This is a genomic window from Streptomyces anthophorae, assembly GCF_049310305.1.
Lineage (GTDB): Bacteria > Actinomycetota > Actinomycetes > Streptomycetales > Streptomycetaceae > Streptomyces.
This window is the reverse complement of record NZ_JBLWQQ010000001.1, coordinates 2,112,947-2,131,577: the sequence shown is the minus strand read 5'-3', so window position 1 is coordinate 2,131,577 and position 18,631 is coordinate 2,112,947. Positions and strand designations below refer to the sequence as shown.

Sequence of the window (18,631 nt, the reverse complement as noted above, 5' to 3'; positions counted from 1 at the left end):
CCCATGGGCCTGATCTCGGAGCTGCTGTTGCTGCCGCTCGCTCCGGTCCGCGGGTCCCTGTGGGCGGTGGAGCAGGTGCTCGCCGAAGCAGAGCGGCAGTACTACGACCCGGCGGCCGTACGTGCCGAACTCGCTCGCCTGGAAGAGAAGTTGGTGTCCGGTGAGATCGACCAGGAAACGTTCGACCGCGTCGAGGACGAGCTCCTCGACCGTCTGGAGGGACCTTGAACCGAACAGCGCTCGGCCTCGCGATAGGGGCCGGTTACGTCCTCGGACGTACGAAGAAGATGAAGCTGGCGATCGCCGTCGGCACGATGGTCGCCGGCAAGCGGCTGAACCTGAGCCCGCGCGCGCTCGCCGACATGGTGACCACGCAGTTGGAGAACAACCCGCAGTTCAAGGAGATCGGCGACCAGCTCCGCGAGGACCTGCGCGGCGTCGGCAAGGCGGCATCGGGCGCGCTCGTCGAGCGCCAGATCGAGGGCCTCGCGGGACGTCTGCACAGCCGTACGCAGGGTGTCCGCGACCAGATCGAGGGCGTCGCCCCGGACGTGGACGACGTGCGGGACGCGGGGGAGCGGGTCACCGGAGCCGTCCCGGGCCGCGGCCGTGGCCGTGACCGCGGGGACGAAGAGGAGGAGGCCGGGGCCGGCTACGACGAGGAGGACACCGGCTACGAGGACGAGGCAGGGGCCGAGGGCGACGAAGCGGCCGACGAGGAGTCCGCCGATGAGGAGTCCGTCGACGACCGCCGCTCCGCGGAGGCCAGGAGCGCCAAGCAGTCGGCCGCCAAGAAGGCGCCCGCGAAGAAGCGCTCCGCGCGGCCGCAGGGGCCGAAGAAGACGGCGGCGAAGAAGACGACCGCCGCGAGGAAGACCGCCGCGAAGGGAGGCAGTGGCCGTGGCTGACACGACGAAGAACCAGCTCGGTGGCCTCGCCGGGAGCGCGGCAGCCGACCATCTGAAGGCGGAACTCCAGGAGTACCTCGCCGCGCAGGCCCAGCGGCTGCTCATCGGTGCGGGCCGCAAGCTCGGCGAGAGCACTGTGAAGCTGAACGACATCGCGGAGGGCAACAGCCCCGGCTTCGCCAAGCTCGCGCTCGACGGCGGCCGCAAGCTCGCCGAGGGCAAGGGCCCGGTGCGCAGCGCGGTGGAACTCGGCGCGGGCCGGCTCAAGGAGAACGTCGTGGGCGCCTTCAAGGGCCTCGGCGGCAAGGGCAAGCGCAAGGGCGGCGCGGGCAAGAAGCCCACCGTCATCATGGAGTTCATCGACGTCGGCGTCGACCTGCGCACCGCCTACGACCAGTGGACGCAGTACCAGGACTTCAGCACCTTCGCGAAGGGCGTCAAGAACGCGAACCGCGCCGACGACGTCACCTCCGACTGGCAGCTGAAGGTCTTCTGGTCCAACCGGAGCTGGAAGGCGCACACCACCGACCAGCATCCGGACGACCGGATCGCCTGGACCTCGGAGGGCGCCAAGGGCACCACGAAGGGCGTCGTCTCCTTCCACCCGCTGGCCGACCGGCTCACCCGGGTCCTGCTGCTCATCGAGTACTACCCGAAGGGCCTGTTCGAGAAGACCGGCAACATCTGGCGCGCCCAGGGCCGCAGGGCCCGTCTCGACCTCAAGCACTTCGCGCGGTACGTGACGCTGCGCGGCGAGCGGCCCGAGGGCTGGCGCGGCGAGATCGAGGAGGGCGAGGTCGTGCGCTCGCACGAGGACGCGCTCGCCGAGGAGGAGGAGCAGGAGCAGGGCCAGGAGCGCGAGCTGGACAAGCCGTCCGACGCGTACGACTCCGAGGAGCCCGAGGAGGAGTCCGAGGAGCCCGAGGAGTACGAAGACGAGGCCGACGAGGCCGACGAGGAACCGGACGACGAAGAGGAGCCCGAGGCCGAGTACGGCGAGGAGGAGTACGAGGACGAGGAGGGCGAGTACGACGAGGAGCCCGCGCGGGAGCGGGAGCACGCGGGGAGCGGGGCCCGCCGATGACGACGGCGAACCGCTTCCCCGAGTCGTACCGGGGTGACGGCGGGGCCAACCTCGCCGACATCCTGGAGCGCGTCCTCGACAAGGGCATCGTCATCGCGGGCGACATCCGGATCAACCTGCTCGACATCGAACTGCTCACCATCAAACTGCGCCTCATCGTCGCCTCGATCGACAAGGCCAAGGAGATGGGCATCGACTGGTGGGAGGACGACCCGGCCCTCTCCTCGGGCGCCCGCCGCAAGGAACTCGCAAGGGAGAACGCCGAGTTGAAGCAGCGCATCGCCGAACTCGACGAACTCACGGAAGGCCGCACCGAGGAGCGGACCGAGGAACGGGCCGAGAGGCGGAGGGGGTCGGCTTGACGACGGACGAACCGCGCGAGCTGCGCTACGTGTACGCCGTGTGCCACCCGCTCGGCGCCCCGCTCCAGGCCGAACTCACCGGTGTGGCGGGCGCCCCGCCCCGGCAGCTGGAGCACCGGGGCCTCGTCGCGGTCGTCGGCTCCGTGCCGGAGCGGGACTTCGCCGAGGCACCGCTCCGCGCCCACCTGGAGGACCTGGACTGGCTCACGGAGACGGCCCGCGCCCACCAGAACGTGATCGCCGCGCTCACCACGGTCACCAGCCCGCTCCCGCTGCGCCTCGCCACGGTCTTCCGTGACGACAGCGGCGTACGGCTGATGATGGAGCAGGAGGAGCGGCGCTTCCGCGCGGGCCTCGACCGCCTCGCGGGCCGCGTGGAGTGGGGCGTGAAGGTGTACGTCGAGGAGCCGGAGGCCAGGGCCCAGGAGCCGGCGCCCGCGCCGGCCGCCTCCGGCCGTGACTACCTGCGCCGCCGCCGCGCCGAGCGCACCGCGCGCGACGACACCTGGCGGCGCGCCGAACGATTCGCGCAGGAGCTGCACGACGAGCTGTCCCGGCACGCCGCGTACCACCGCCTCCACCCGCCGCAGAACCCGGAACTCTCCCGCGCCGACGGCATGAACGTGCTCAACGCGGCGTATCTCGTGGAGCGTTCGGGCGCGGAGGAGTTCGTGGAGCGGGTCGACGCGACGAAGGACCGCGAGCCGGGCCTGCGGGTCGAGCTGACGGGCCCGTGGGCGGGCTACTCGTTCACCGCCGACGACGAGGAGGGAGCCACATGACGGTCGTCGAACGGCGCGAGATCGCCCTGGTCGACCTCCTCGACCGGCTGCTCGCGGGCGGCGTCGTCCTCGCCGGGGACGTCACCCTGCGGATCGCCGACGTCGACCTGGTGCGCATCGACCTCAACGCCCTGATCAGCTCGGTGAACGAACAAGTGCCCTCGCCCTGGCCGGAGGTGCTGGACGGTGACTGAACGACGGCACGGTGAACGCCGCCGCATCGAACTCGAACCCGACACGGTCGAGCGCGACCTGATGAAGCTCGTCCTCACCCTCGTCGAGCTGCTGCGCCAGCTCATGGAGCGGCAGGCGGTCCGCCGCTTCGACACCGGCGATCTGACGGAGGATCAGGAGGAGCGGGTCGGGCTGACCCTGATGCTCCTGGAGGACCGCATGGAGCAGCTGCGGGAGCGCTACGGGCTGCGGCCCGAGGACCTGAACATCGACCTCGGACCGCTCGGCCCGCTGCTGCCCCGCGGCTGAACCGCCCTGCGGTCAGCGGGGCTTGCGGCAGAGGATCTCCCCGTGCAGCACCCCGAACCACGCGTCCTCGTGCGTGCCCCACTCCCGCCACGCCCGCGACACGGCCGTCAGCTGCTCGGGCGTCGCGTGCCCGCCGCCCGTCGCGCGGTCGGCGTACGCGGAGGCCAGTGTGCGGTCCGCCCACAGCCCGCTCCACCAGGCGATCTCCTCGGGCGTCGAGTAGCACCACGTGCCGGCGGAGCACGTCAGGTCCTCCTGCGCGAAACCGGCCTTCAGGGCCCATGACTTGAGGAACCGCCCGGCGTCCGGCTCGCCGCCGTTGGCGCGGGTGACCCGCTCGTACAGGTCCAGCCAGTCGTCCATGGCGGGCAGCCGCGGGAACCAGGAGAACGCCGCGTAGTCGGACTCCCGTACGGCGATGATCCCGCCCGGCTTCGTCACCCGGCGCATCTCGCGCAGCGCCTGCACCGGGTCGCCCACGTGCTGGAGCACCTGGTGCGCGTGCACGACGCAGAACGTGTCGTCCGGCCAGTCGAGCGCGTGCACGTCCGCCGTCGTGAAGTCGACGTTGGTCAGGCCCCGTTCGGCGGCGGTGGCGCGGGCCTGGTCCAGGATGCCCTCGGCGTGGTCGGCGCCGGTGACATGCCCGTCGGGAACCAGTTCGGCCAGGTCGGCGGTGATGGTGCCGGGGCCGCAGCCGATGTCGAGGATCTTCATGTGCGGCTTGAGCGAGCCGAGCAGATAGGCCGCCGAGTTGGCGGCGGTGCGCCAGGTGTGCGAGCGGAGCACGGACTCGTGGTGCCCGTGGGTGTATACGGCGGTCTCCTGCGGCATGGCTCGATCCCTTCGCGTACGGCGGACCGCGGGGGAACGCCTGCCCCCGACGGTCCGATCACCGTACGCCCGTCAGCCGCATCGTGAGATACCCGTCTTGAATAATGGACTGCGGGGGTGGGTCAGAGCGGCGAGTGCGGCCGGTACACGCGCAGCCCCTCGTGGTCCTTGTCCACCCACAACTCCCCGCCGCACTCGGTGACTTCACCGTCGTAGGCGAGCGGGGTGCCGGGTGCCACGCCGTCCACCCGCAGCCGCGTCAGGCGGGTCGCCGCGTGGAACGGGGAGCGGGACAGCGGTCCCGCCAGGGCCGCAGCGAGCAGCCGCACGCCGGGCAGCCGGCCGCCGTCCACCGTGCGCACATCGAGCAGGCCGTCGGCCAGGCTCGCGCGCCGCCCCGCCGTCAGACCCATCCGCCGGTAGGTGCAGTTCCCGGCGAACAGCAGCCACAACGGCCGCCGCCTGCCGTGGAGTTCGACGCTCAGCGGATGGTCGCGGCGCAGCACGTACAGCGCCGCCACGACATCCGCGAGCCGCCCGCCGACCCGCCCCGACCAGCGCTGCCGCTCCCGCACCAGCTCCGGGTAGGCGCCCAGACTGAGGGTGTTGAGGAAGATCCCGGAGCCGCTCTGGGACGAGAAGCGGCCCACGTCCACGGCGACCGCGTTCCCGCCCTCGACGGCGCCCGCCAGATCGCTGGTGTCCTCGATGCCGAGGTCGTACGCGAAGTGGTTGAGGGTGCCGCCGGGCAGCACCGCGAGCGGCAGATCGTGCCGGAGCGCCACCCGCGCGGCCGTGTTCACGGAGCCGTCGCCGCCCGAGATGCCGAGGGCGCGGGCGCGCGGCGCCGCCTTGTCCAGCTGCTGCTCGAGCTCGTCGCCCGCGCACTCGATGTACTCGGCGCGGGGCAGCGCGTCCCGCAGCGCCCGCACCCGCTCCGGGGTGCCCGCCCCGGTGTTCACGACCATCACCAGGCCCTCGCCGCCCGGCAGCGCCGGCACGTCGTCCACCAGCGGGCGGCCCGGCGACGGCATCTGGTCGCGGGTCGGCACCAGGCCGCGCACCGCGAAGGCCGCGCCCGCGCCGAGGGCGGCGCCCGCGAGGACGTCGGCAGGGAAGTGGGCGCCGGTGTAGACGCGGGAGGCCGCCACGGAGAACGCCACGGGGGCGACGAGCGCGCCCAGGGCCCGGGACTCCAGGGCCACGCCGGTCGCGAAGGCCGCGGCCGAGGCCGAGTGCCCGGAGGGGAACGACGTCGTGAACGGCTGCCGCTTCAGCCGGCGCACCAGCGGCACCGGGTCGAGCGCGGGCCGCGCCCGGCGCACCGAGCGCTTCCCGAGGGTGTTGATGGTCACCGAGGCGAGCGCGAGGGACGCCACTCCGCGCACGGCGGCTCTGCGGGCGCGCGGCGATCCGGTCGCGGCGAGCGCCCCGCCCACGGCGAACCACAGCACGCCGTGGTTCGCGGACCGGCTCAGGCGCGGCAGGATCCGCTCGGCGCCGGGCCAGTGCGCGTTCGCGGCGAACTCGAAGACGCGCAGATCGAGCGCGGCGAGCCGGTCGCGCAGCGTAGGGGGCACCGGCGGCGGCGAATCAAGGGCCGGACCCGGGGAGAACGGCGTCAGCGATGTGAGCGACTTCAGGGGTGACATGGGTGACTGGTACCCCGGCCAGGGGTCCGCATCCGGCGCTCAACGGCCAATTCGTTTGCCCGTCACCCGCACGGGCGTCCAGAATGCGGGATCATGGGACATCTGGAAGCGGCACACCTCGAGTACTACCTCCCCGACGGGAGGGCGCTGCTCGGCGATGTGTCGTTCCGCGTCGGCGAGGGCGCGGTCGTCGCGCTCGTCGGGCCGAACGGAGCGGGCAAGACGACGCTGCTGCGGCTGATCTCCGGCGAGCTGAAGCCGCACGGCGGCTCGGTCACGGTCGGCGGCGGCCTCGGTGTGATGCGCCAGTTCGTGGGCTCGGTCCGCGACGAGACGACCGTCCGCGACCTCCTCGTATCGGTGTCCACGCCGCGCATCCGCGAGGCGGCGAAGGCGGTCGACGAGGCCGAGCACCTGATCATGACGGTCGACGACGAGGCAGCGCAGATGACGTACGCGCAGGCCCTGTCCGACTGGGCCGAGGCGCAGGGCTACGAGGCCGAGACCCTCTGGGACATGTGCACGACGGCGGCGCTCGGCGTGCCGTACGACAAGGCCCAGTTCCGCGAGGTGAGCACGCTCTCGGGCGGCGAACAGAAGCGCCTGGTCCTCGAAGCGCTCCTCCGCGGCACGGACGAGGTCCTCCTCCTCGACGAACCGGACAACTACCTGGACGTCCCCGGCAAGCGCTGGCTGGAGGAGAAGCTCCGCGAGACCCGCAAGACGGTCCTGTTCGTGTCCCACGACCGCGAGCTGCTCGCCCGCTCCGCGGAGAAGATCGTCAGCGTCGAGCCGAGCCCCGGCGGGGCCGACGCGTGGGTGCACGGCGGCGGCTTCGCCACGTACCACGAGGCGCGCCGCGAGCGTTTCGCGCGTTTCGAGGAGCTGCGCCGCCGCTGGGACGAGAAGCACGCGCAGCTGAAGAAGCTCGTGGTCAACCTGCGGCAGGCGGCCTCCGTCAGCCACGAAATGGCCTCCCGGTACGCCGCCGCGCAGACCCGCCTGCGCAAGTTCGAGGAGGCGGGACCGCCGCCGGAGCCGCCGCGCGAGCAGGACATCACGATGCGCCTGAAGGGCGGCCGCACCGGCATCCGGGCGGTGACCTGCGAGAACCTCGAACTCACCGGCCTCATGAAGCCCTTCTCCCTTGAGGTCTTCTACGGGGAGCGGGTCGCGGTCCTCGGTTCGAACGGCTCGGGGAAGTCGCACTTCCTGCGGCTGCTCGCGGGCGACGAGTCGGTGGCGCACACCGGCGCGTGGAAGCTGGGCGCGCGGGTCGTGCCCGGCCACTTCGCCCAGACCCATGCCCACCCCGAACTCCAGGGGCGGCCGCTGCTCGACATCCTGTGGCGCGACCACGCCAAGGACAAGGGGGCGGCGATGTCGCTGCTCCGCCGCTACGAACTCACGGCCCAGGCCGAGCAGAAGTTCGAGCGACTCTCGGGTGGCCAGCAGGCCCGCTTCCAGATCCTGCTGCTCGAACTGGAGGGCGCGACCGCGCTGCTCCTCGACGAGCCGACGGACAACCTCGACCTGGAGTCGGCGGAGGCGTTGCAGGAGGGCCTGGAGTCCTTCGACGGCACGGTCCTCGCGGTCACCCACGACCGCTGGTTCTCCCGCTCCTTCGACCGCTACCTGGTCTTCGGCTCGGACGGTCGCGTCCGCGAGACGGCGGAGCCGGTGTGGGACGAGCGGAGGGTGGACCGGGCGAGGTAGTTGTTGCGACTCCCCGGCGTTGCGCCCACGGGGCTCCGCCCCGGACCCCGCGCCTCAATCGCCGGCGGGGCTTGATGTGCCCACCCGCCGCCGAGAGCTTGAATGGCGGGAGGTGGGCAAAATCGAGCCCCTGCGGCGATTGAGCAGCGGGGTCCGGGGCGGAGCCCCGTGGCCGTGGCGCCGGGTGGGCGGAAGGCTATTCGGACCAGCGCAGGAGCGCGCCGAGACCACCCGCCGGCGCCGCCGAAGGATCCGCGCCGGCCACCGACAACCCACCCGCACCACTCGCGGCAGCACACCGCATGAGCGCATCGTCGGCCCGCGCCGCCACCACGTCACCGCCGCCCAGCGCCTGCGCATCGGTCCGGCGCACACCCAGCTGGTCCGGCCCGTCGCCCACCCACACCTCACGGTGCGCGTCGGGCCCGTCCGAGCGGATCAGAAGCTCGGCGATCCGGTGCTCACGGGCCGCGTCCACCAGCGCGGGGACGCCCTCCGCAGCGGCCTCGCCCTGACCGCGTGCCTCGGCGAACAGCGCCAGATCGTGCGCGGCGCGCCGCGCCACCTGCTCGGCCCTGGCTTGTTCCAGCTCGCTGTCGAGGAGCCGGCTCTCCGCCCCGTGCCGGGCGCGGACGACGGAACCGTGCAGCTCGGTGGGGAGCCGGTCCCGTACGGCGGCGCACTCCCGGTCGTCGCCGACCAGCACGACGAGGTCGGCCCGGGTCTCGGACCGGCAGCGCTCCAACGCCGCGGCGATCTCACCGGCGTTGTGCTCCCAGGTGTTCTCCACGCGGAGCTGGAAATGCCGCTCCGAGGGGTCCGCGGACGCCGTGCGGTGCACCGGCCACTGCTGCCCGGTCACCTTGCCCGCCTCCGACTCGCCACGTGCGGAACGCAGTTCGAAGTCGGCGCCGGTCCGGTCGATGTACGCGACCAGGCACAGCGGGTCCTCGCCCGCGAGGTCGAGCAGCGGCGTCGTGTGCGGCAGCGCCGCCCAGTGCGCCGATGTGCGCTGCGGCGGAGTGCTCAGCGGCGGGTCGAGGACGACCTCGCCGGCACACCCGAAGAAGGCCCGGCCGACGGGTTCGCGCGAGTGCCGCAGGTCCTCGACCGCGGCCCGCATGGCGTGACACGTCGCTTCGTCGGCGCCCGCCGCGGCGAGCGCGCGCTGCACTCCGAGCGCCTCCAACGAGCGTTCGTCGGCGGTGGATTCGTTGTGCCGTGACGTGTCGACGTACACGGAGGCCCAAGGGCCGGGGCGGGTGCATACAGGATTGAGGAACGCGAGGTCCATGTCTGCCTCCCGGAAGTCGTGGGTTCGCTTCAGGTGCCGCTGACCAGCTTGAGCAGCTCGGCGTCGAAGGCCTTGAGGTCGTCCGGGCGGCGGCTGGTGACCAGCACGTTCGGCCCGCCCGTGCAGACCTTGACCTGCTCGTCGACCCAGGTGCCGCCCGCGTTGCGGATGTCGGTGGCCAGGCTCGGGTACGAGGTCAGCGTGCGGCCGCGCACCACGTCGGCCTCGATCAGCGTCCACGGCGCGTGGCAGATCGCCGCGACCGGCAGGCCCCGCGAGAAGAAGTCCCGTACGAAGGCCACCGCGTCGGGGTCCGTGCGCAGCAGGTCCGGGTTGGCCACGCCGCCCGGCAGCACCAGCGCGTCGAAGCCGTCCGCCGACGAGGCGAGATCCGCCACCGTCCGGTCGACGGGGAACTTGTCCGCCTTGTCGAGGTGGTCGAAGGCCTGGATCTCCCCCTGCTTCGTCGACACGAGCACGGGTTCGCCGCCCGCGTCCCGTACCGCCTGCCAGGGGTCGGTCAGCTCCACCTGCTCGGCCCCCTCGGGTGCCACCAGGAACGCGATCCGCATTTTCGTCAACTCCCTTGCTGCACAGTGCTGTTCAGTGTTCTCGGGGTTTTCTGGCCGGTCCTTCCGGGTCGGCCCCGCTGATGTCGGCGAGCGCGGACGCGGGGTCCCGGGTCAGCGCCAGATCGCCCAGGCTGACCATCCCGACCGCCTGCCCGTCCTGGACGACCGGCAGGCGCCGCACCGCGTGCTCGCGCATCAGCGCCACCGCGGCGGACACCTCGTCGTCCGGGCCGACCGCAACGGGATGCGGAGTGCACACCGCCTCGGCGCTCACCGTGAGCGGGTCGGCTCCGTCGGCCACGGCCCGCAGCGCGATGTCACGGTCCGTGAGCACGCCCACGACCTGCGTCCCGTCCGTCACCAGTACATCCCCGATGTCCTGTGCCCGCATCAGCTGGGCGGCCTCGACCAGCGAGGCGTCGGGGCGTACCGCGACCACGCCGGGTGTCATGACTTCCCTGACCACATCGGCCATCGCAATCCGGCCTTTCTGCATCTTCGGGTGCACCGTGATTCCGGCCCATGTACCCGACCGCCCCGGGGCTAACCCCTGTCATCCGTCAGGGCCTTGGCCAGGTCCGAGGCCGTGTGGAACACGGTCCCCGCGGGCAGTTCCGCCACCAGCTCGACGAGCCGGTCGGGGGCGGTCCGTTCGCGCAGCGCGTCCGCGAGTGCCGGGGGCGAGGCCGGGAACGAGGTGCGGCCGAGGAGCCGGCCCAGTTCGAGCCGGACGGCGTCCGTGCGGCCCGGCCCGGGCCCCGGCTCCACGGGTCCGCCCGCCACCTCCGGATCGTCCTCGGCGGCGGGCTCGGGGTCGGTCCACTCCTCGACCCGCGTGGGGTGGCCGGACCGCAGCAGGCCCTCCAGTTCGTGCTTCATCTCGTCGTCGCGATGGGCGCTGAGCCGGTCGCTGCCTCGCTGCATGAATTCCTCCAGTGAGTCGGCGATGCCCGACGCGTACCCGACCCCTTCGCGGTGACACCTGATGGTTTGCCCTGACCGGGCGGGGAGACCCGTGACCGGTCGTTTCCTCTCGGGCGACCGGCCGGAAGGACAGGTCATGGAACTGCTGACGGTCCTCATTCCCGCGGGCATGCTGGGGCTCGTGCTCGTCCTCGGACGGTACGAGGAGTGGCTGCTGCCCCGGCCCAAGGAGGCGGAACCGCGCGAACATGCGGGCCGAGCTCACTGAGCGCACCCTTGAGGTGTCGCAGTGTTTGCGGCGATGCCGCAGGGGCAGGCGAAAGACAGTGCTTCGGACAGGAGGCACGTCCGTGGGAGGGATGCGACCACGTCGCATCCAGTGGATCCGCAGGATCGCCCCGGGTGTGTCCGACTCGTCCTGCGGGCGCGACTCCCACGGTGACCACCGAAACCAAGGCACCCATCAGGGAGTTGCGATCCAATGCGCACGCTTACCAGCGCACCCCAGAACCCGGTGAAGCCCAGTGGACGCCACCCGCACGACGACGCCCCCGACACCGCCGAGGCCTTCGCCCAGCTGTCCGACATGCCCGACGGGCCCGAGCGCGAGGAACTGCGCCAGGAGGTCGTCGAGGCCTGGCTGCCGATGGCCGACCGGCTCGCCGGACGCTTCCGCAACCGCGGTGAGTCCTACGAGGACCTGCGGCAGGTGGCCGCACTCGGCCTGGTCAAGGCCGTGGACCGATACGACCCGGAGCGCGGGAACGCCTTCGAGAGCTACGCCGTGCCCACCGTGACCGGCGAGATCAAGCGGCACTTCCGCGACCACATGTGGACACTGCATGTGCCGCGCCGCGTCCAGGACCTGCGCAACAGGGTCCGGTTCGCGCAGCACGAACTCTCCACGAGCATCTCGGGGCGCGCCCCGACGCTCGCGGAGATCGCCGAGCACGCCAACATGACCGAGGACGAGGCCCGAACCGGCCTTGAGGCGCTGGAGAGCTTCACCGCGCTGTCCCTCGACGCGGAGCTGCCCGGCAGCGAGGACGGCTACTCGCTGTCCGACGCGCTCGGCGAGGCCGACCCCGCGCTCGACGTCGTCGTCGACCGCGAGGCCGTCAAGCCGCGCATAGCGGCCCTGCCGGAGCGCGAGCGGGAGATCCTGTACATGCGGTTCTTCGGCGACATGACACAGAGCCGGATCGCCGAGCGGCTCGGCATCTCGCAGATGCACGTGTCCCGGCTGATCAGTCGCTGCTGCGACCGACTGCGCGACCAGGTGCTCTCGGACGCCGCGTAGGACCGCGCCACCGTGCCCCGGAAGGAGGCCCTATTTCCGCATCGCCAACGCGATGTGACGGGCCATCATGTCGAGCGTCTTCGCCTCCGCCATCGAGAAGGCGAGGCGGCCCGCGGACCGGAACAGGGTGAGCACACCCTGGACCGGTTCGCCGGGCGCGGGGATCAGCGGGACGCACAGCAGCGAGGTGACATCGGCACGCACGAGCACCGGCGCCCCCGACGCGTCGTCGCCCATGGCCCGCAGGTCCTCCGGGCGCACGAGCAGCGCCGGGGCGCCGCCGCGTGCCGCCTCGACGACGAGCGGACCCGCGGCCGGATCCTGCGCGGCGATGTCCCGGACGGCCTCGTCGTCCGCGCCGAGCACCGCGGTGCGCTCCAGGTGCGCCGCGCCCTTGTCGGCCACCACCCAGTCGGCGAACCGGCCGTGCAGGACCTGGGCGGCGCGCCGCAGGGTCTCGGCGGGGTCGCCCACCGGGCCGGCCAGGAGTTCCCGGGCCATCGCGTCGAGCAGATCGGTGAGCGCGGCGTGCCGGGTCGTCTCCGCGAGGTCGGGGACCGGCGCGGACGGCCGCGCGGACGCGGGCCCGACGGTGGCGTCGTCCGCCGGCTGAAGGACCGCGAGGACCGTGGTGCGCCGCTCGGTTCCCGGACGCAGGCCCGTGAGGACCGTGCGGACGGCGGCGTGCGGGTTCTGCTGAAGATGCACGGTCAGTCCGCGGTCCCCCTCGCCGCGGGCCACCGCCGCGACCTGCGAGCGGAACGCGGCCCGGTCGGCGTGTGCCAGGAACCCGGTCAGCGGGCGGCCCGTCGCGTATCCGGCGCGTACGCCCGTGAAGGTCGTCGCCGCGAAGTTGAGGCGGCGGACCACCGCCTCGCGGTCCACGAGCGCCACCGGCAGCGGAAGGCGCTGGAAGACGGCGCGCAGCAGCTGCTGCTCGTGCTTGTCGGCCGCCGCGTTGCGGCTCGGGCCCGAGGCCTCGACCGGCTGTGGCTGCGGCCACAACTTCTGCGCCACATGGTCGAGTTCGAAGAGAGCCGCGTCGAGGACGGCGGGCAGTTCCGCCGTCGACACCGAGCGCGCCGTCTTCAGCTCCGCCACACGGCGCACGAAGTCCGCCAGCTCTTCATCGAATTCCTCCGCCTGCGACATGCTGAGAACGTATCCCGTCCCGCGTTTTCGGGAGCCCGGTACGGGAAGCGAAGCGACAAGGAGGCTTGAACCCGATGCGACAGTACGTGCCGGCCGAACAGCACGACGAAGCGGCCCACGTCGGAATGTATTCGGCGTCGCTGGGCCAACACGCTCTGGGCTCCCCGGAGTCGGGGCTCCCCGCCCGGCGGCTCTCGGAGCTCGCCGAGGGAGCGCTGCGGTGCACCGCGGACTGCTGCGGCGCCGTCGCCACCGCGAGCGACGGCACCGACGAGCGGCCGACCGCGGTGACCCACCCCGATCTCGCCGCGCTCGTCTCCGTGCAGGACCGCTACGGCGACGGGCCCATACCGGCGGCCGAGGAGGGCGGCGACCCGGTCGACGCCAGCGACCTGCTCAACGACCGGCGCTGGCCCGACTACCGGGCGCTCGCCCTGGACTCCGGGGTGCGCTCCAGCGTCACCATCCCGTTCCGCAGCGGCGGCCTCACGGTCACGCTCAGCCTGTACAGCTTCAGGCCCGGCTCCCTGGAGGCCGCGCCGCACGGCCCGGTCCGCGCCCTCGGCGACCTGGCCGCCCACTGTCTGGTGCGCGACCGCTCCTACCAGGCGGCGCTCACCGAGGTCGACCAGCTGGGCTCGGCGCTGCGCTCACGGCCCGTGGTGGACCAGGCCTGCGGCATCGTCATGCATGTGCTGGGGTGCGGCCCGGACGACGCGTTCACCGTGCTGCGCCGAATTTCGCAGAAGACGAACCGGAAACTGGCGGACGTCGCCTCAGCCGTCGTCGAGCGGCGCGGACGCGGCCTGGAGCGCGAGTTCACCGCCCTGGCGGACTGACCGTCCGGACCGCGCCGCGCGCGGACACGCCGCCGAGGTGTGACGCTGGGGGCAGGCCCCGGCGGCCCGCCGCTCCACGGCGGCCGCCCCCGTAGAGCGAGCGGACGGCACGGAGGCAGCATGCGGCAGTCGGAACCCACGGCCGGTACGTCGGGCCCCGGCGCCGCGCGGGCACGGGCCCCCGAGGGCCGCGGTCCCGTGCGGTACGGGCCGCCGCTGCCCGAGCCGGGCCTGCCGGTGCTGCCCGAGCTGGCCGCCGTCGCCGCGGGCGCCGCGGGCCGCCCGGCCTCCGAGCCGCCCGGCGGGCCGCCCGCCCTGCTGGAGGCGGCCTGCGGCTACTGGCGGCGCCGCGGCCTCGACGCCGAACGCGAGCAGCTCGGCGCGGCGCCCGGTGCGGCGCCGCTGCTGCTCGCCCTCACCGCCGCCCTCGGCGGCGACGTGCTGGTACCGCGCCCCTGTTCGGCCTGGTGGGTGCCGCAGGCCCGGCTCCTGGGCCGCGCCGTCTACCACGTGCCGACGCCCGCCGAGTGCGGCGGCGTCCCCGATTCGACGGCCCTCCTGGAGACGGTCCGCCGGGTCAGAGCCGAGGGCGGCGACCCGCGGCTGCTCGTGCTGTCCGTGGCCGACGACCCGACGGCGACCGTGCCGCCGCCCGAGGTGCTGCACGAGGCCGTGGAGGCGGCCGCCGCCGAGGGGCTGCACGTGGTCAGCGACGAGACCTGGCGGGACACCGTGCACCCGGGCGCGGACCCCGTCCTGTTCAGCCCCGCCGAGATGTACCCGCGCGACGTCACCGTCCTGACCGACCTCACCGGCGCGTTCCTGCCGCCCTCGCTGCCCGCGGCCTGCGCCCGGTTCCCCGCCACCGAGCGCGGCGCGCGACTGCGTGCCCGCGTCCTCGACTTCCTCACCGCCACGGGGGCGCTGCTCGCGGCGCCGGTCGCCGCCGCGGCCACGTACGTCCTGAACGAGCCCGAGGAGATCACCGAGCGCCTCGCGGCAGGCGCCGCGCTGCACGCGCAGGTGGCCGGATCCCTGCACCGCGCCGTGCTCGGCACGGGCGGCCTCGCCAGACCGCCACGGGTCGGCCGGCACCTCTACATGGACCTGGAGGAGCTGCGGCCCCGGCTCGCGGCGCTCGGCGTCGGCGACTCCCAGGACCTGGAGGACTTCCTCGGCGACCGGCTCGGCATGCCCGTCCCCGGCGGCCACCGCTTCGGCGACGAGCAGGGCGCACTGCGGGCGCGTCTGTCGACGGGACCGCTGCTCGGGTCAACCCCCGAGGAGCGCAGGGCGTCTCTCACCTCACCGGAGCCCTTGGAATTGCCGCATGTCGCACGGCTGTTGACCATGGTGGAGTCGACACTCCGCGCCCTGGGCGGGGAACCGGCACGCGAAGGATGGGAGACCGAGCGATGACGCAGGCGTCCGAAGCACCCTCGGCCGTACGGCGGGCCGATGCCACCGCGTCCCCGCCGCCCCTCGTCGAGCCGCGGCCGCTCGACGGGGGAGACTCCGGAGCCCCGGACGTACCGCGCCGCTGGCCCAAGTCCTTCGCCCACCGGCTGACCGCGCCACTGCCGGGCCTGCGGGCCTTCGCCAGGTTCGCCCGCGAGGGCGCGCTGCGGCCGCCCGCCGAGAGCCTGGCCGACATCCCGGACCTGCCCTTCGAACCGGGTCCGCTGCCGCGGGTCGACGCCCGCACGGCGGCCGTCACCTGGGTCGGGCACGCCAGCTGGATCGTCCGCATCGGCGGCCTCACGGTCCTCACCGACCCCGTCTGGTCCCGCAAGATCCTCGGCACCCCCGCCAGGATCACCCCCGCGGGCGTCGCCTGGAGCGCGCTGCCCCGTATCGACGCCGTCGTCATCAGCCACAACCACTACGACCACCTGGACTGGCCGACCGTCAAAAGGCTCCCGCGCGACACCCCGGTCCTCGTCCCCGCAGGGCTCGCCCGCTGGTTCACCCAGCGCGGCTTCACGCGGGTCACGGAGCTGGACTGGTGGGAGGCGGCGGAGCTGAAGGGCGTCCGCTTCGACTTCGTGCCCGCCCACCACTGGTCCAAGCGCAGCCTCGTCGACACCTGCCGCACCCTGTGGGGCGGCTGGGTGCTCACCGACTCCGAAGGACAGCGGATCTACTTCGCGGGCGACACCGGCTACGGCCACTGGTTCTCGCAGATCGGCCGCCGCTACCCGGGCATCGACCTGGCGCTGCTCCCCATCGGCGCGTACGAGCCGCGCTGGTGGCTCAAGGACGTGCACTGCGACCCGGAGGACGCGGTGCGCGCCGCGCAGGACGTGGGCGCCCGGCGGATGGCGCCGATGCACTGGGCGACGTTCCTGCTCTCCGCGGAGCCGGTCCTCGAACCGCTGCACCGGCTGCGCGCCGCCTGGGAGAAGGCGGGCCTGCCGCGCACGGCCCTGTGGGACCTTCCGGTGGGCGGCTCGCGCGTCCTGACCTCATAAGCCCGGTTCGGCATGATCCAGCCCCGCCGGCGATTGAGGCGCGGGGCCCGGGGCAGAGCCCCGCGACCGTAACGCCGGACGGGCGCAACGCTACGCGTGCTGGTCGTCCGGCTCCCGCCCCCGCAGCTTGCGCCAAGCACTCGGCACCGCACTGATCAGCACGGTCAGCGCGACGGCCGCGACGACGCCCTGCCACGGCTCCGGGAAGAGGGAGCCGCCGAGGATGCCGATGACCTGGTACGTCGCCGCCCAGGCGAGGCACGCGGGGGCGTTGCCGCGGGCGAACTGCCGCAGCGGCATCTTCGCCATCAGGCAGGCCAGCATCACGGGGATCCGCCCGGCGGGCACCAGACGGGACAGCACGAGCACCATCACCCCGTGGTCGTCGAGCTTCCCCTGCGCCTGCGCGAGCCGCTCCTCCGGAGCCCGCGAGCGGATCGCCTCCAGCCACTTCGACCCGTTCTTGGAGCCCATGCCGCGCCGTCCCAGCCAGTACAGGACGATGTCGCCGAGGAACGCGGCGAGCGCGGACACCGCGAACACGAACAGCAGCGAGAGCGGCGAGCTGTGGTGGAACGCGACGACCGCCGCGGAACTCACGAGCGCGCCGGTCGGGATGACCGGGACGAGCGCCCCGAAGAAGACGAGCAGGAACAACGAGGGGTAGCCGACGGCCTGTTGGGTCGTCTCGGGCGGCACCTGGGTCGCCGCGGAGAGCATCACGGGCGCGCTCCCGGGCGAGGCGTTCCGGGCCGTCTCATCCGGCCACCTCCGGCCGCACGCTCTCGCCCTGGTCGAGCCGGTGCACCGTCACGCCGGGCGCGCGCAGCGCCGCCTGCCGGACGAACTCGTCGCCCGGCGCGTGGAACTCGTGCGGCCGCACCGCGTCCATGCCGATCGGCCAGTACGTCCCGTAGTGCACGGGCACCGCGCTGCGCGGTGCGATCCGGGCGAGCGCCTCGGCGGCCCGGCCCGCGTCGAGATGTCCGGAGCCGAGGTACGGGCCCCAGCCGCCCACCGGGAGCAGCGCCACATCGACCTCGCCCACGGCCTCCGCCATGCCCTCGAAGAGCCCGGTGTCGCCCGCGAAGTACGTACGGGCCTCGCCGCTCACGACGTAGCCGAGCGCGGGGGCCGTGCGCGGGCCCACGGGGAGCCTGCGCCCGTCGTGCTCGGCGCGCACCGCCTCGATCACGACCTGCCCCACCTCGACGCGCTCGCCCGCCTCCACCTCGATGATCTTCAACGTGCTGAGCTTGCGCAGCGCGGGGACGGCGCGCGGGGCGCCCTTCGGCACGAGCACCCGGGTCCCGGGCGCGAGCCGGCCGAGCGAGGGCACGTGCAGATGGTCGGCGTGCAGGTGGGAGACGAGGACGACGTCCGCCTCGGCCGCGCGCGGCGGCGGGGGCGCGCCGCGCCGACGGCGCAGATGCGCGAGGCGCCGCGCGAAGAGGGGGTCCGTCAGAACGCGCGTGCCCGTGTCCTCGACGGTGCAGGTGGCATGACCCCACCAGGTGATCTCCACCGGCACGCGCTCCTCCTTGTGCTCCTTCGGGCGACTCCCTTGAGCCTACGTGCAGGAGTAGGGTCGACGCCGAAAGCTGTGGTGAGGGGGGACGCATGGGGGCATCCGACGGGAGCGGCGAGGCGGTGCGGGTCGCGGCGATCGCCAGCCTGATCCCGCTGGAGGAGCTGGACGCCGACCCGTTCCTGGTGGACTCGCGCAGCCAGCACGCCATGTGCGCGCGCTGGGCCGCCGAGCGCGGCTATGTGGTCACCCGCGAACTCCTCGTCCACTCGGTCCGCCCCGACCACGAGGTGCTGTGGGCGGATGTCGACGCGGGCCTCGTCGATGTGTTCGTCGCCCCCTGCGAGCGGGTCCTGCGGGCGGCCCTGCGTTCGGTCGACGCGTTCTCCGCGGAGTGCGCGCGGCGCGGCATCCGCCTGGAAACGGCCGGCCTCGCGGAACCGTCCTACGACGCGCAGATGAAGGCTCGCGTGCATCGACGGCTGTCGATGCCCACGGCGGGCTACGACGGCTGTTAGCCCGGCTTCCTGTTGCACCCACCTGGCGTTGCGCTCACGGGGCTCCGCCCCGGCCCCCGCGCCTCAATCGCCGGCGGGGCTTACTTGAAGCCCCTGCGGCGATTGAGCAGCGGGGTCCGGGGCGGAGCCCCGTGGCCGTAACACCGTCTCCGGGCAAACGGTATGAAACCCTGACCAGCACGTGACCAAAGAAGGGAGCCGAAAAGTGGCCG

General features: G+C 73.2%; 23 protein-coding genes. 14 read left to right on the top strand and 9 right to left on the bottom strand.

From position 1 onward, the window contains the following. Positions 1–3 precede the first annotated feature (3 nt). From ACNYS0_RS09580 to ACNYS0_RS09550, 7 genes are read left to right on the top strand one after another with little or no spacing between them, the layout of a single operon-like run. Entirely contained in the window at positions 4–228 is a 225-nt protein-coding gene (locus ACNYS0_RS09580; RefSeq protein WP_385770101.1) for a gas vesicle protein GvpG, read from the top strand. Then, complete coding sequence (locus ACNYS0_RS09575; protein ID WP_422472306.1) at positions 225–908, top strand: DNA primase; 684 nt, start codon at positions 225–227, stop codon at positions 906–908. Before ACNYS0_RS09580 ends, ACNYS0_RS09575 begins: the two co-directional genes overlap by 4 nt. Then, on the top strand, positions 895–1,992 hold the full coding sequence (locus tag ACNYS0_RS09570) for an SRPBCC family protein (RefSeq protein ID WP_422472304.1): 1,098 nt from the start codon (positions 895–897) through the stop codon (positions 1,990–1,992). Before ACNYS0_RS09575 ends, ACNYS0_RS09570 begins: the two co-directional genes overlap by 14 nt. Continuing rightward, positions 1,989–2,354: a gas vesicle protein gene (locus ACNYS0_RS09565; protein WP_422472302.1), complete on the top strand. Its 366-nt coding sequence runs from the start codon at positions 1,989–1,991 to the stop codon at positions 2,352–2,354. Before ACNYS0_RS09570 ends, ACNYS0_RS09565 begins: the two co-directional genes overlap by 4 nt. After that, on the top strand, positions 2,351–3,136 hold the full coding sequence (locus ACNYS0_RS09560) for a GvpL/GvpF family gas vesicle protein (RefSeq protein WP_422472300.1): 786 nt from the start codon (positions 2,351–2,353) through the stop codon (positions 3,134–3,136). The genes ACNYS0_RS09565 and ACNYS0_RS09560 overlap by 4 nt, the downstream gene beginning before the upstream one ends. Further along, positions 3,133–3,330: a gas vesicle protein gene (locus ACNYS0_RS09555; protein WP_385770091.1), complete on the top strand. Its 198-nt coding sequence runs from the start codon at positions 3,133–3,135 to the stop codon at positions 3,328–3,330. The genes ACNYS0_RS09560 and ACNYS0_RS09555 overlap by 4 nt, the downstream gene beginning before the upstream one ends. After that, positions 3,323–3,619 carry a gas vesicle protein K gene (locus ACNYS0_RS09550; protein WP_422414730.1) on the top strand — a complete coding sequence of 99 codons (297 nt, stop codon included), beginning with the start codon at positions 3,323–3,325 and terminating at the stop codon, positions 3,617–3,619. Before ACNYS0_RS09555 ends, ACNYS0_RS09550 begins: the two co-directional genes overlap by 8 nt. Positions 3,620–3,631: 12 nt before the next feature. Here the strand turns inward: ACNYS0_RS09550 and ACNYS0_RS09545 are convergent, their stop codons facing one another. Together ACNYS0_RS09545 and ACNYS0_RS09540 are read right to left on the bottom strand one after the other, a co-directional pair. Next, positions 3,632–4,453: a class I SAM-dependent methyltransferase gene (locus ACNYS0_RS09545; protein ID WP_422472298.1), complete on the bottom strand. Its 822-nt coding sequence runs from the start codon at positions 4,451–4,453 to the stop codon at positions 3,632–3,634. 122 nt (positions 4,454–4,575) lie between these two features. Beyond that, entirely contained in the window at positions 4,576–6,105 is a 1,530-nt protein-coding gene (locus ACNYS0_RS09540) for a bifunctional phosphatase PAP2/diacylglycerol kinase family protein (RefSeq protein WP_422472296.1), read from the bottom strand. Positions 6,106–6,198: 93 nt separating this feature from the next. On the opposite strand from ACNYS0_RS09540, the gene ACNYS0_RS09535 reads away from it, so the two are divergent. Continuing rightward, complete coding sequence (locus ACNYS0_RS09535) at positions 6,199–7,821, top strand: ABC-F family ATP-binding cassette domain-containing protein (RefSeq protein ID WP_422472294.1); 1,623 nt, start codon at positions 6,199–6,201, stop codon at positions 7,819–7,821. A gap of 196 nt (positions 7,822–8,017) precedes the next feature. Here the strand turns inward: ACNYS0_RS09535 and ACNYS0_RS09530 are convergent, their stop codons facing one another. The 4 genes from ACNYS0_RS09530 to ACNYS0_RS09515 form a co-directional block, all read right to left on the bottom strand. Beyond that, a complete protein-coding gene (locus tag ACNYS0_RS09530) occupies positions 8,018–9,115 on the bottom strand; it encodes a baeRF2 domain-containing protein (protein ID WP_422472292.1) in 1,098 nt (365 codons plus the stop codon). 29 nt (positions 9,116–9,144) lie between these two features. Beyond that, a complete protein-coding gene (locus ACNYS0_RS09525; protein WP_422472290.1) occupies positions 9,145–9,687 on the bottom strand; it encodes a type 1 glutamine amidotransferase domain-containing protein in 543 nt (180 codons plus the stop codon). Between the two features lie 31 nt (positions 9,688–9,718). Then, entirely contained in the window at positions 9,719–10,162 is a 444-nt protein-coding gene (locus ACNYS0_RS09520) for a CBS domain-containing protein (RefSeq protein ID WP_422472288.1), read from the bottom strand. A gap of 68 nt (positions 10,163–10,230) precedes the next feature. Continuing rightward, the gene (locus ACNYS0_RS09515) at positions 10,231–10,611 is read right to left on the bottom strand and encodes a DUF2795 domain-containing protein (RefSeq protein ID WP_422472286.1); all 381 of its coding nucleotides are present in this window, start codon (positions 10,609–10,611) and stop codon (positions 10,231–10,233) included. A gap of 136 nt (positions 10,612–10,747) precedes the next feature. On the opposite strand from ACNYS0_RS09515, the gene ACNYS0_RS09510 reads away from it, so the two are divergent. Both ACNYS0_RS09510 and ACNYS0_RS09505 read left to right on the top strand, forming a co-directional pair. Next, entirely contained in the window at positions 10,748–10,879 is a 132-nt protein-coding gene (locus tag ACNYS0_RS09510) for a hypothetical protein (RefSeq protein ID WP_422472284.1), read from the top strand. A gap of 213 nt (positions 10,880–11,092) precedes the next feature. Next, on the top strand, positions 11,093–11,911 hold the full coding sequence (locus tag ACNYS0_RS09505; RefSeq protein WP_422472283.1) for an RNA polymerase sigma factor SigF: 819 nt from the start codon (positions 11,093–11,095) through the stop codon (positions 11,909–11,911). Between the two features lie 30 nt (positions 11,912–11,941). Here ACNYS0_RS09505 and ACNYS0_RS09500 read toward each other — a convergent pair whose 3' ends face one another. Beyond that, positions 11,942–13,063, bottom strand: a complete 1,122-nt coding sequence (locus ACNYS0_RS09500; RefSeq protein ID WP_422472281.1) for a PAS domain-containing protein — start codon at positions 13,061–13,063, stop codon at positions 11,942–11,944. Positions 13,064–13,188: 125 nt separating this feature from the next. On the opposite strand from ACNYS0_RS09500, the gene ACNYS0_RS09495 reads away from it, so the two are divergent. The 3 genes from ACNYS0_RS09495 to ACNYS0_RS09485 all read left to right on the top strand — a co-directional run bounded on the left by ACNYS0_RS09495 (position 13,189) and on the right by ACNYS0_RS09485 (position 16,373). Next, positions 13,189–13,902 carry an ANTAR domain-containing response regulator gene (locus ACNYS0_RS09495; RefSeq protein ID WP_422482547.1) on the top strand — a complete coding sequence of 238 codons (714 nt, stop codon included), beginning with the start codon at positions 13,189–13,191 and terminating at the stop codon, positions 13,900–13,902. A 120-nt stretch (positions 13,903–14,022) separates the two neighbouring features. After that, positions 14,023–15,321: an aminotransferase class I/II-fold pyridoxal phosphate-dependent enzyme gene (locus tag ACNYS0_RS09490; RefSeq protein WP_422472279.1), complete on the top strand. Its 1,299-nt coding sequence runs from the start codon at positions 14,023–14,025 to the stop codon at positions 15,319–15,321. After that, entirely contained in the window at positions 15,318–16,373 is a 1,056-nt protein-coding gene (locus tag ACNYS0_RS09485) for an MBL fold metallo-hydrolase (RefSeq protein ID WP_422472277.1), read from the top strand. Before ACNYS0_RS09490 ends, ACNYS0_RS09485 begins: the two co-directional genes overlap by 4 nt. Before the next feature lie 90 nt (positions 16,374–16,463). On the opposite strand, the gene ACNYS0_RS09480 is transcribed toward ACNYS0_RS09485, so the two are convergent. Together ACNYS0_RS09480 and ACNYS0_RS09475 are read right to left on the bottom strand one after the other, a co-directional pair. Continuing rightward, positions 16,464–17,093, bottom strand: coding sequence for a DedA family protein (locus tag ACNYS0_RS09480; RefSeq protein ID WP_422482544.1), 630 nt, complete (start codon positions 17,091–17,093; stop codon positions 16,464–16,466). Positions 17,094–17,130: 37 nt separating this feature from the next. Continuing rightward, on the bottom strand, positions 17,131–17,904 hold the full coding sequence (locus tag ACNYS0_RS09475) for an MBL fold metallo-hydrolase (RefSeq protein WP_422472275.1): 774 nt from the start codon (positions 17,902–17,904) through the stop codon (positions 17,131–17,133). 89 nt (positions 17,905–17,993) lie between these two features. On the opposite strand from ACNYS0_RS09475, the gene ACNYS0_RS09470 reads away from it, so the two are divergent. Then, a complete protein-coding gene (locus ACNYS0_RS09470) occupies positions 17,994–18,419 on the top strand; it encodes a hypothetical protein (protein WP_422472273.1) in 426 nt (141 codons plus the stop codon). The last annotated feature ends 212 nt before the right edge of the window (positions 18,420–18,631 follow it).

What these genes read in the sequence shown, in the direction of transcription:
- ACNYS0_RS09540 (WP_422472296.1), bottom strand. Translation starts at nt 6,105, where the DNA reads ATGTCACCCCTGAAGTCGCTCACATCGCTGACGCCGTTCTCCCCGGGT.
- ACNYS0_RS09565 (WP_422472302.1), top strand. Translation starts at nt 1,989, where the DNA reads ATGACGACGGCGAACCGCTTCCCCGAGTCGTACCGGGGTGACGGCGGG.
- ACNYS0_RS09520 (WP_422472288.1), bottom strand. Translation starts at nt 10,162, where the DNA reads ATGGCCGATGTGGTCAGGGAAGTCATGACACCCGGCGTGGTCGCGGTA.
- ACNYS0_RS09580 (WP_385770101.1), top strand. Translation starts at nt 4, where the DNA reads ATGGGCCTGATCTCGGAGCTGCTGTTGCTGCCGCTCGCTCCGGTCCGC.
- ACNYS0_RS09470 (WP_422472273.1), top strand. Translation starts at nt 17,994, where the DNA reads ATGGGGGCATCCGACGGGAGCGGCGAGGCGGTGCGGGTCGCGGCGATC.
- ACNYS0_RS09535 (WP_422472294.1), top strand. Translation starts at nt 6,199, where the DNA reads ATGGGACATCTGGAAGCGGCACACCTCGAGTACTACCTCCCCGACGGG.
- ACNYS0_RS09545 (WP_422472298.1), bottom strand. Translation starts at nt 4,453, where the DNA reads ATGCCGCAGGAGACCGCCGTATACACCCACGGGCACCACGAGTCCGTG.
- ACNYS0_RS09525 (WP_422472290.1), bottom strand. Translation starts at nt 9,687, where the DNA reads ATGCGGATCGCGTTCCTGGTGGCACCCGAGGGGGCCGAGCAGGTGGAG.
- ACNYS0_RS09555 (WP_385770091.1), top strand. Translation starts at nt 3,133, where the DNA reads ATGACGGTCGTCGAACGGCGCGAGATCGCCCTGGTCGACCTCCTCGAC.
- ACNYS0_RS09480 (WP_422482544.1), bottom strand. Translation starts at nt 17,093, where the DNA reads ATGCTCTCCGCGGCGACCCAGGTGCCGCCCGAGACGACCCAACAGGCC.
- ACNYS0_RS09505 (WP_422472283.1), top strand. Translation starts at nt 11,093, where the DNA reads ATGCGCACGCTTACCAGCGCACCCCAGAACCCGGTGAAGCCCAGTGGA.
- ACNYS0_RS09515 (WP_422472286.1), bottom strand. Translation starts at nt 10,611, where the DNA reads ATGCAGCGAGGCAGCGACCGGCTCAGCGCCCATCGCGACGACGAGATG.
- ACNYS0_RS09490 (WP_422472279.1), top strand. Translation starts at nt 14,023, where the DNA reads ATGCGGCAGTCGGAACCCACGGCCGGTACGTCGGGCCCCGGCGCCGCG.
- ACNYS0_RS09495 (WP_422482547.1), top strand. Translation starts at nt 13,189, where the DNA reads ATGTATTCGGCGTCGCTGGGCCAACACGCTCTGGGCTCCCCGGAGTCG.
- ACNYS0_RS09485 (WP_422472277.1), top strand. Translation starts at nt 15,318, where the DNA reads ATGACGCAGGCGTCCGAAGCACCCTCGGCCGTACGGCGGGCCGATGCC.
- ACNYS0_RS09510 (WP_422472284.1), top strand. Translation starts at nt 10,748, where the DNA reads ATGGAACTGCTGACGGTCCTCATTCCCGCGGGCATGCTGGGGCTCGTG.
- ACNYS0_RS09530 (WP_422472292.1), bottom strand. Translation starts at nt 9,115, where the DNA reads ATGGACCTCGCGTTCCTCAATCCTGTATGCACCCGCCCCGGCCCTTGG.
- ACNYS0_RS09500 (WP_422472281.1), bottom strand. Translation starts at nt 13,063, where the DNA reads ATGTCGCAGGCGGAGGAATTCGATGAAGAGCTGGCGGACTTCGTGCGC.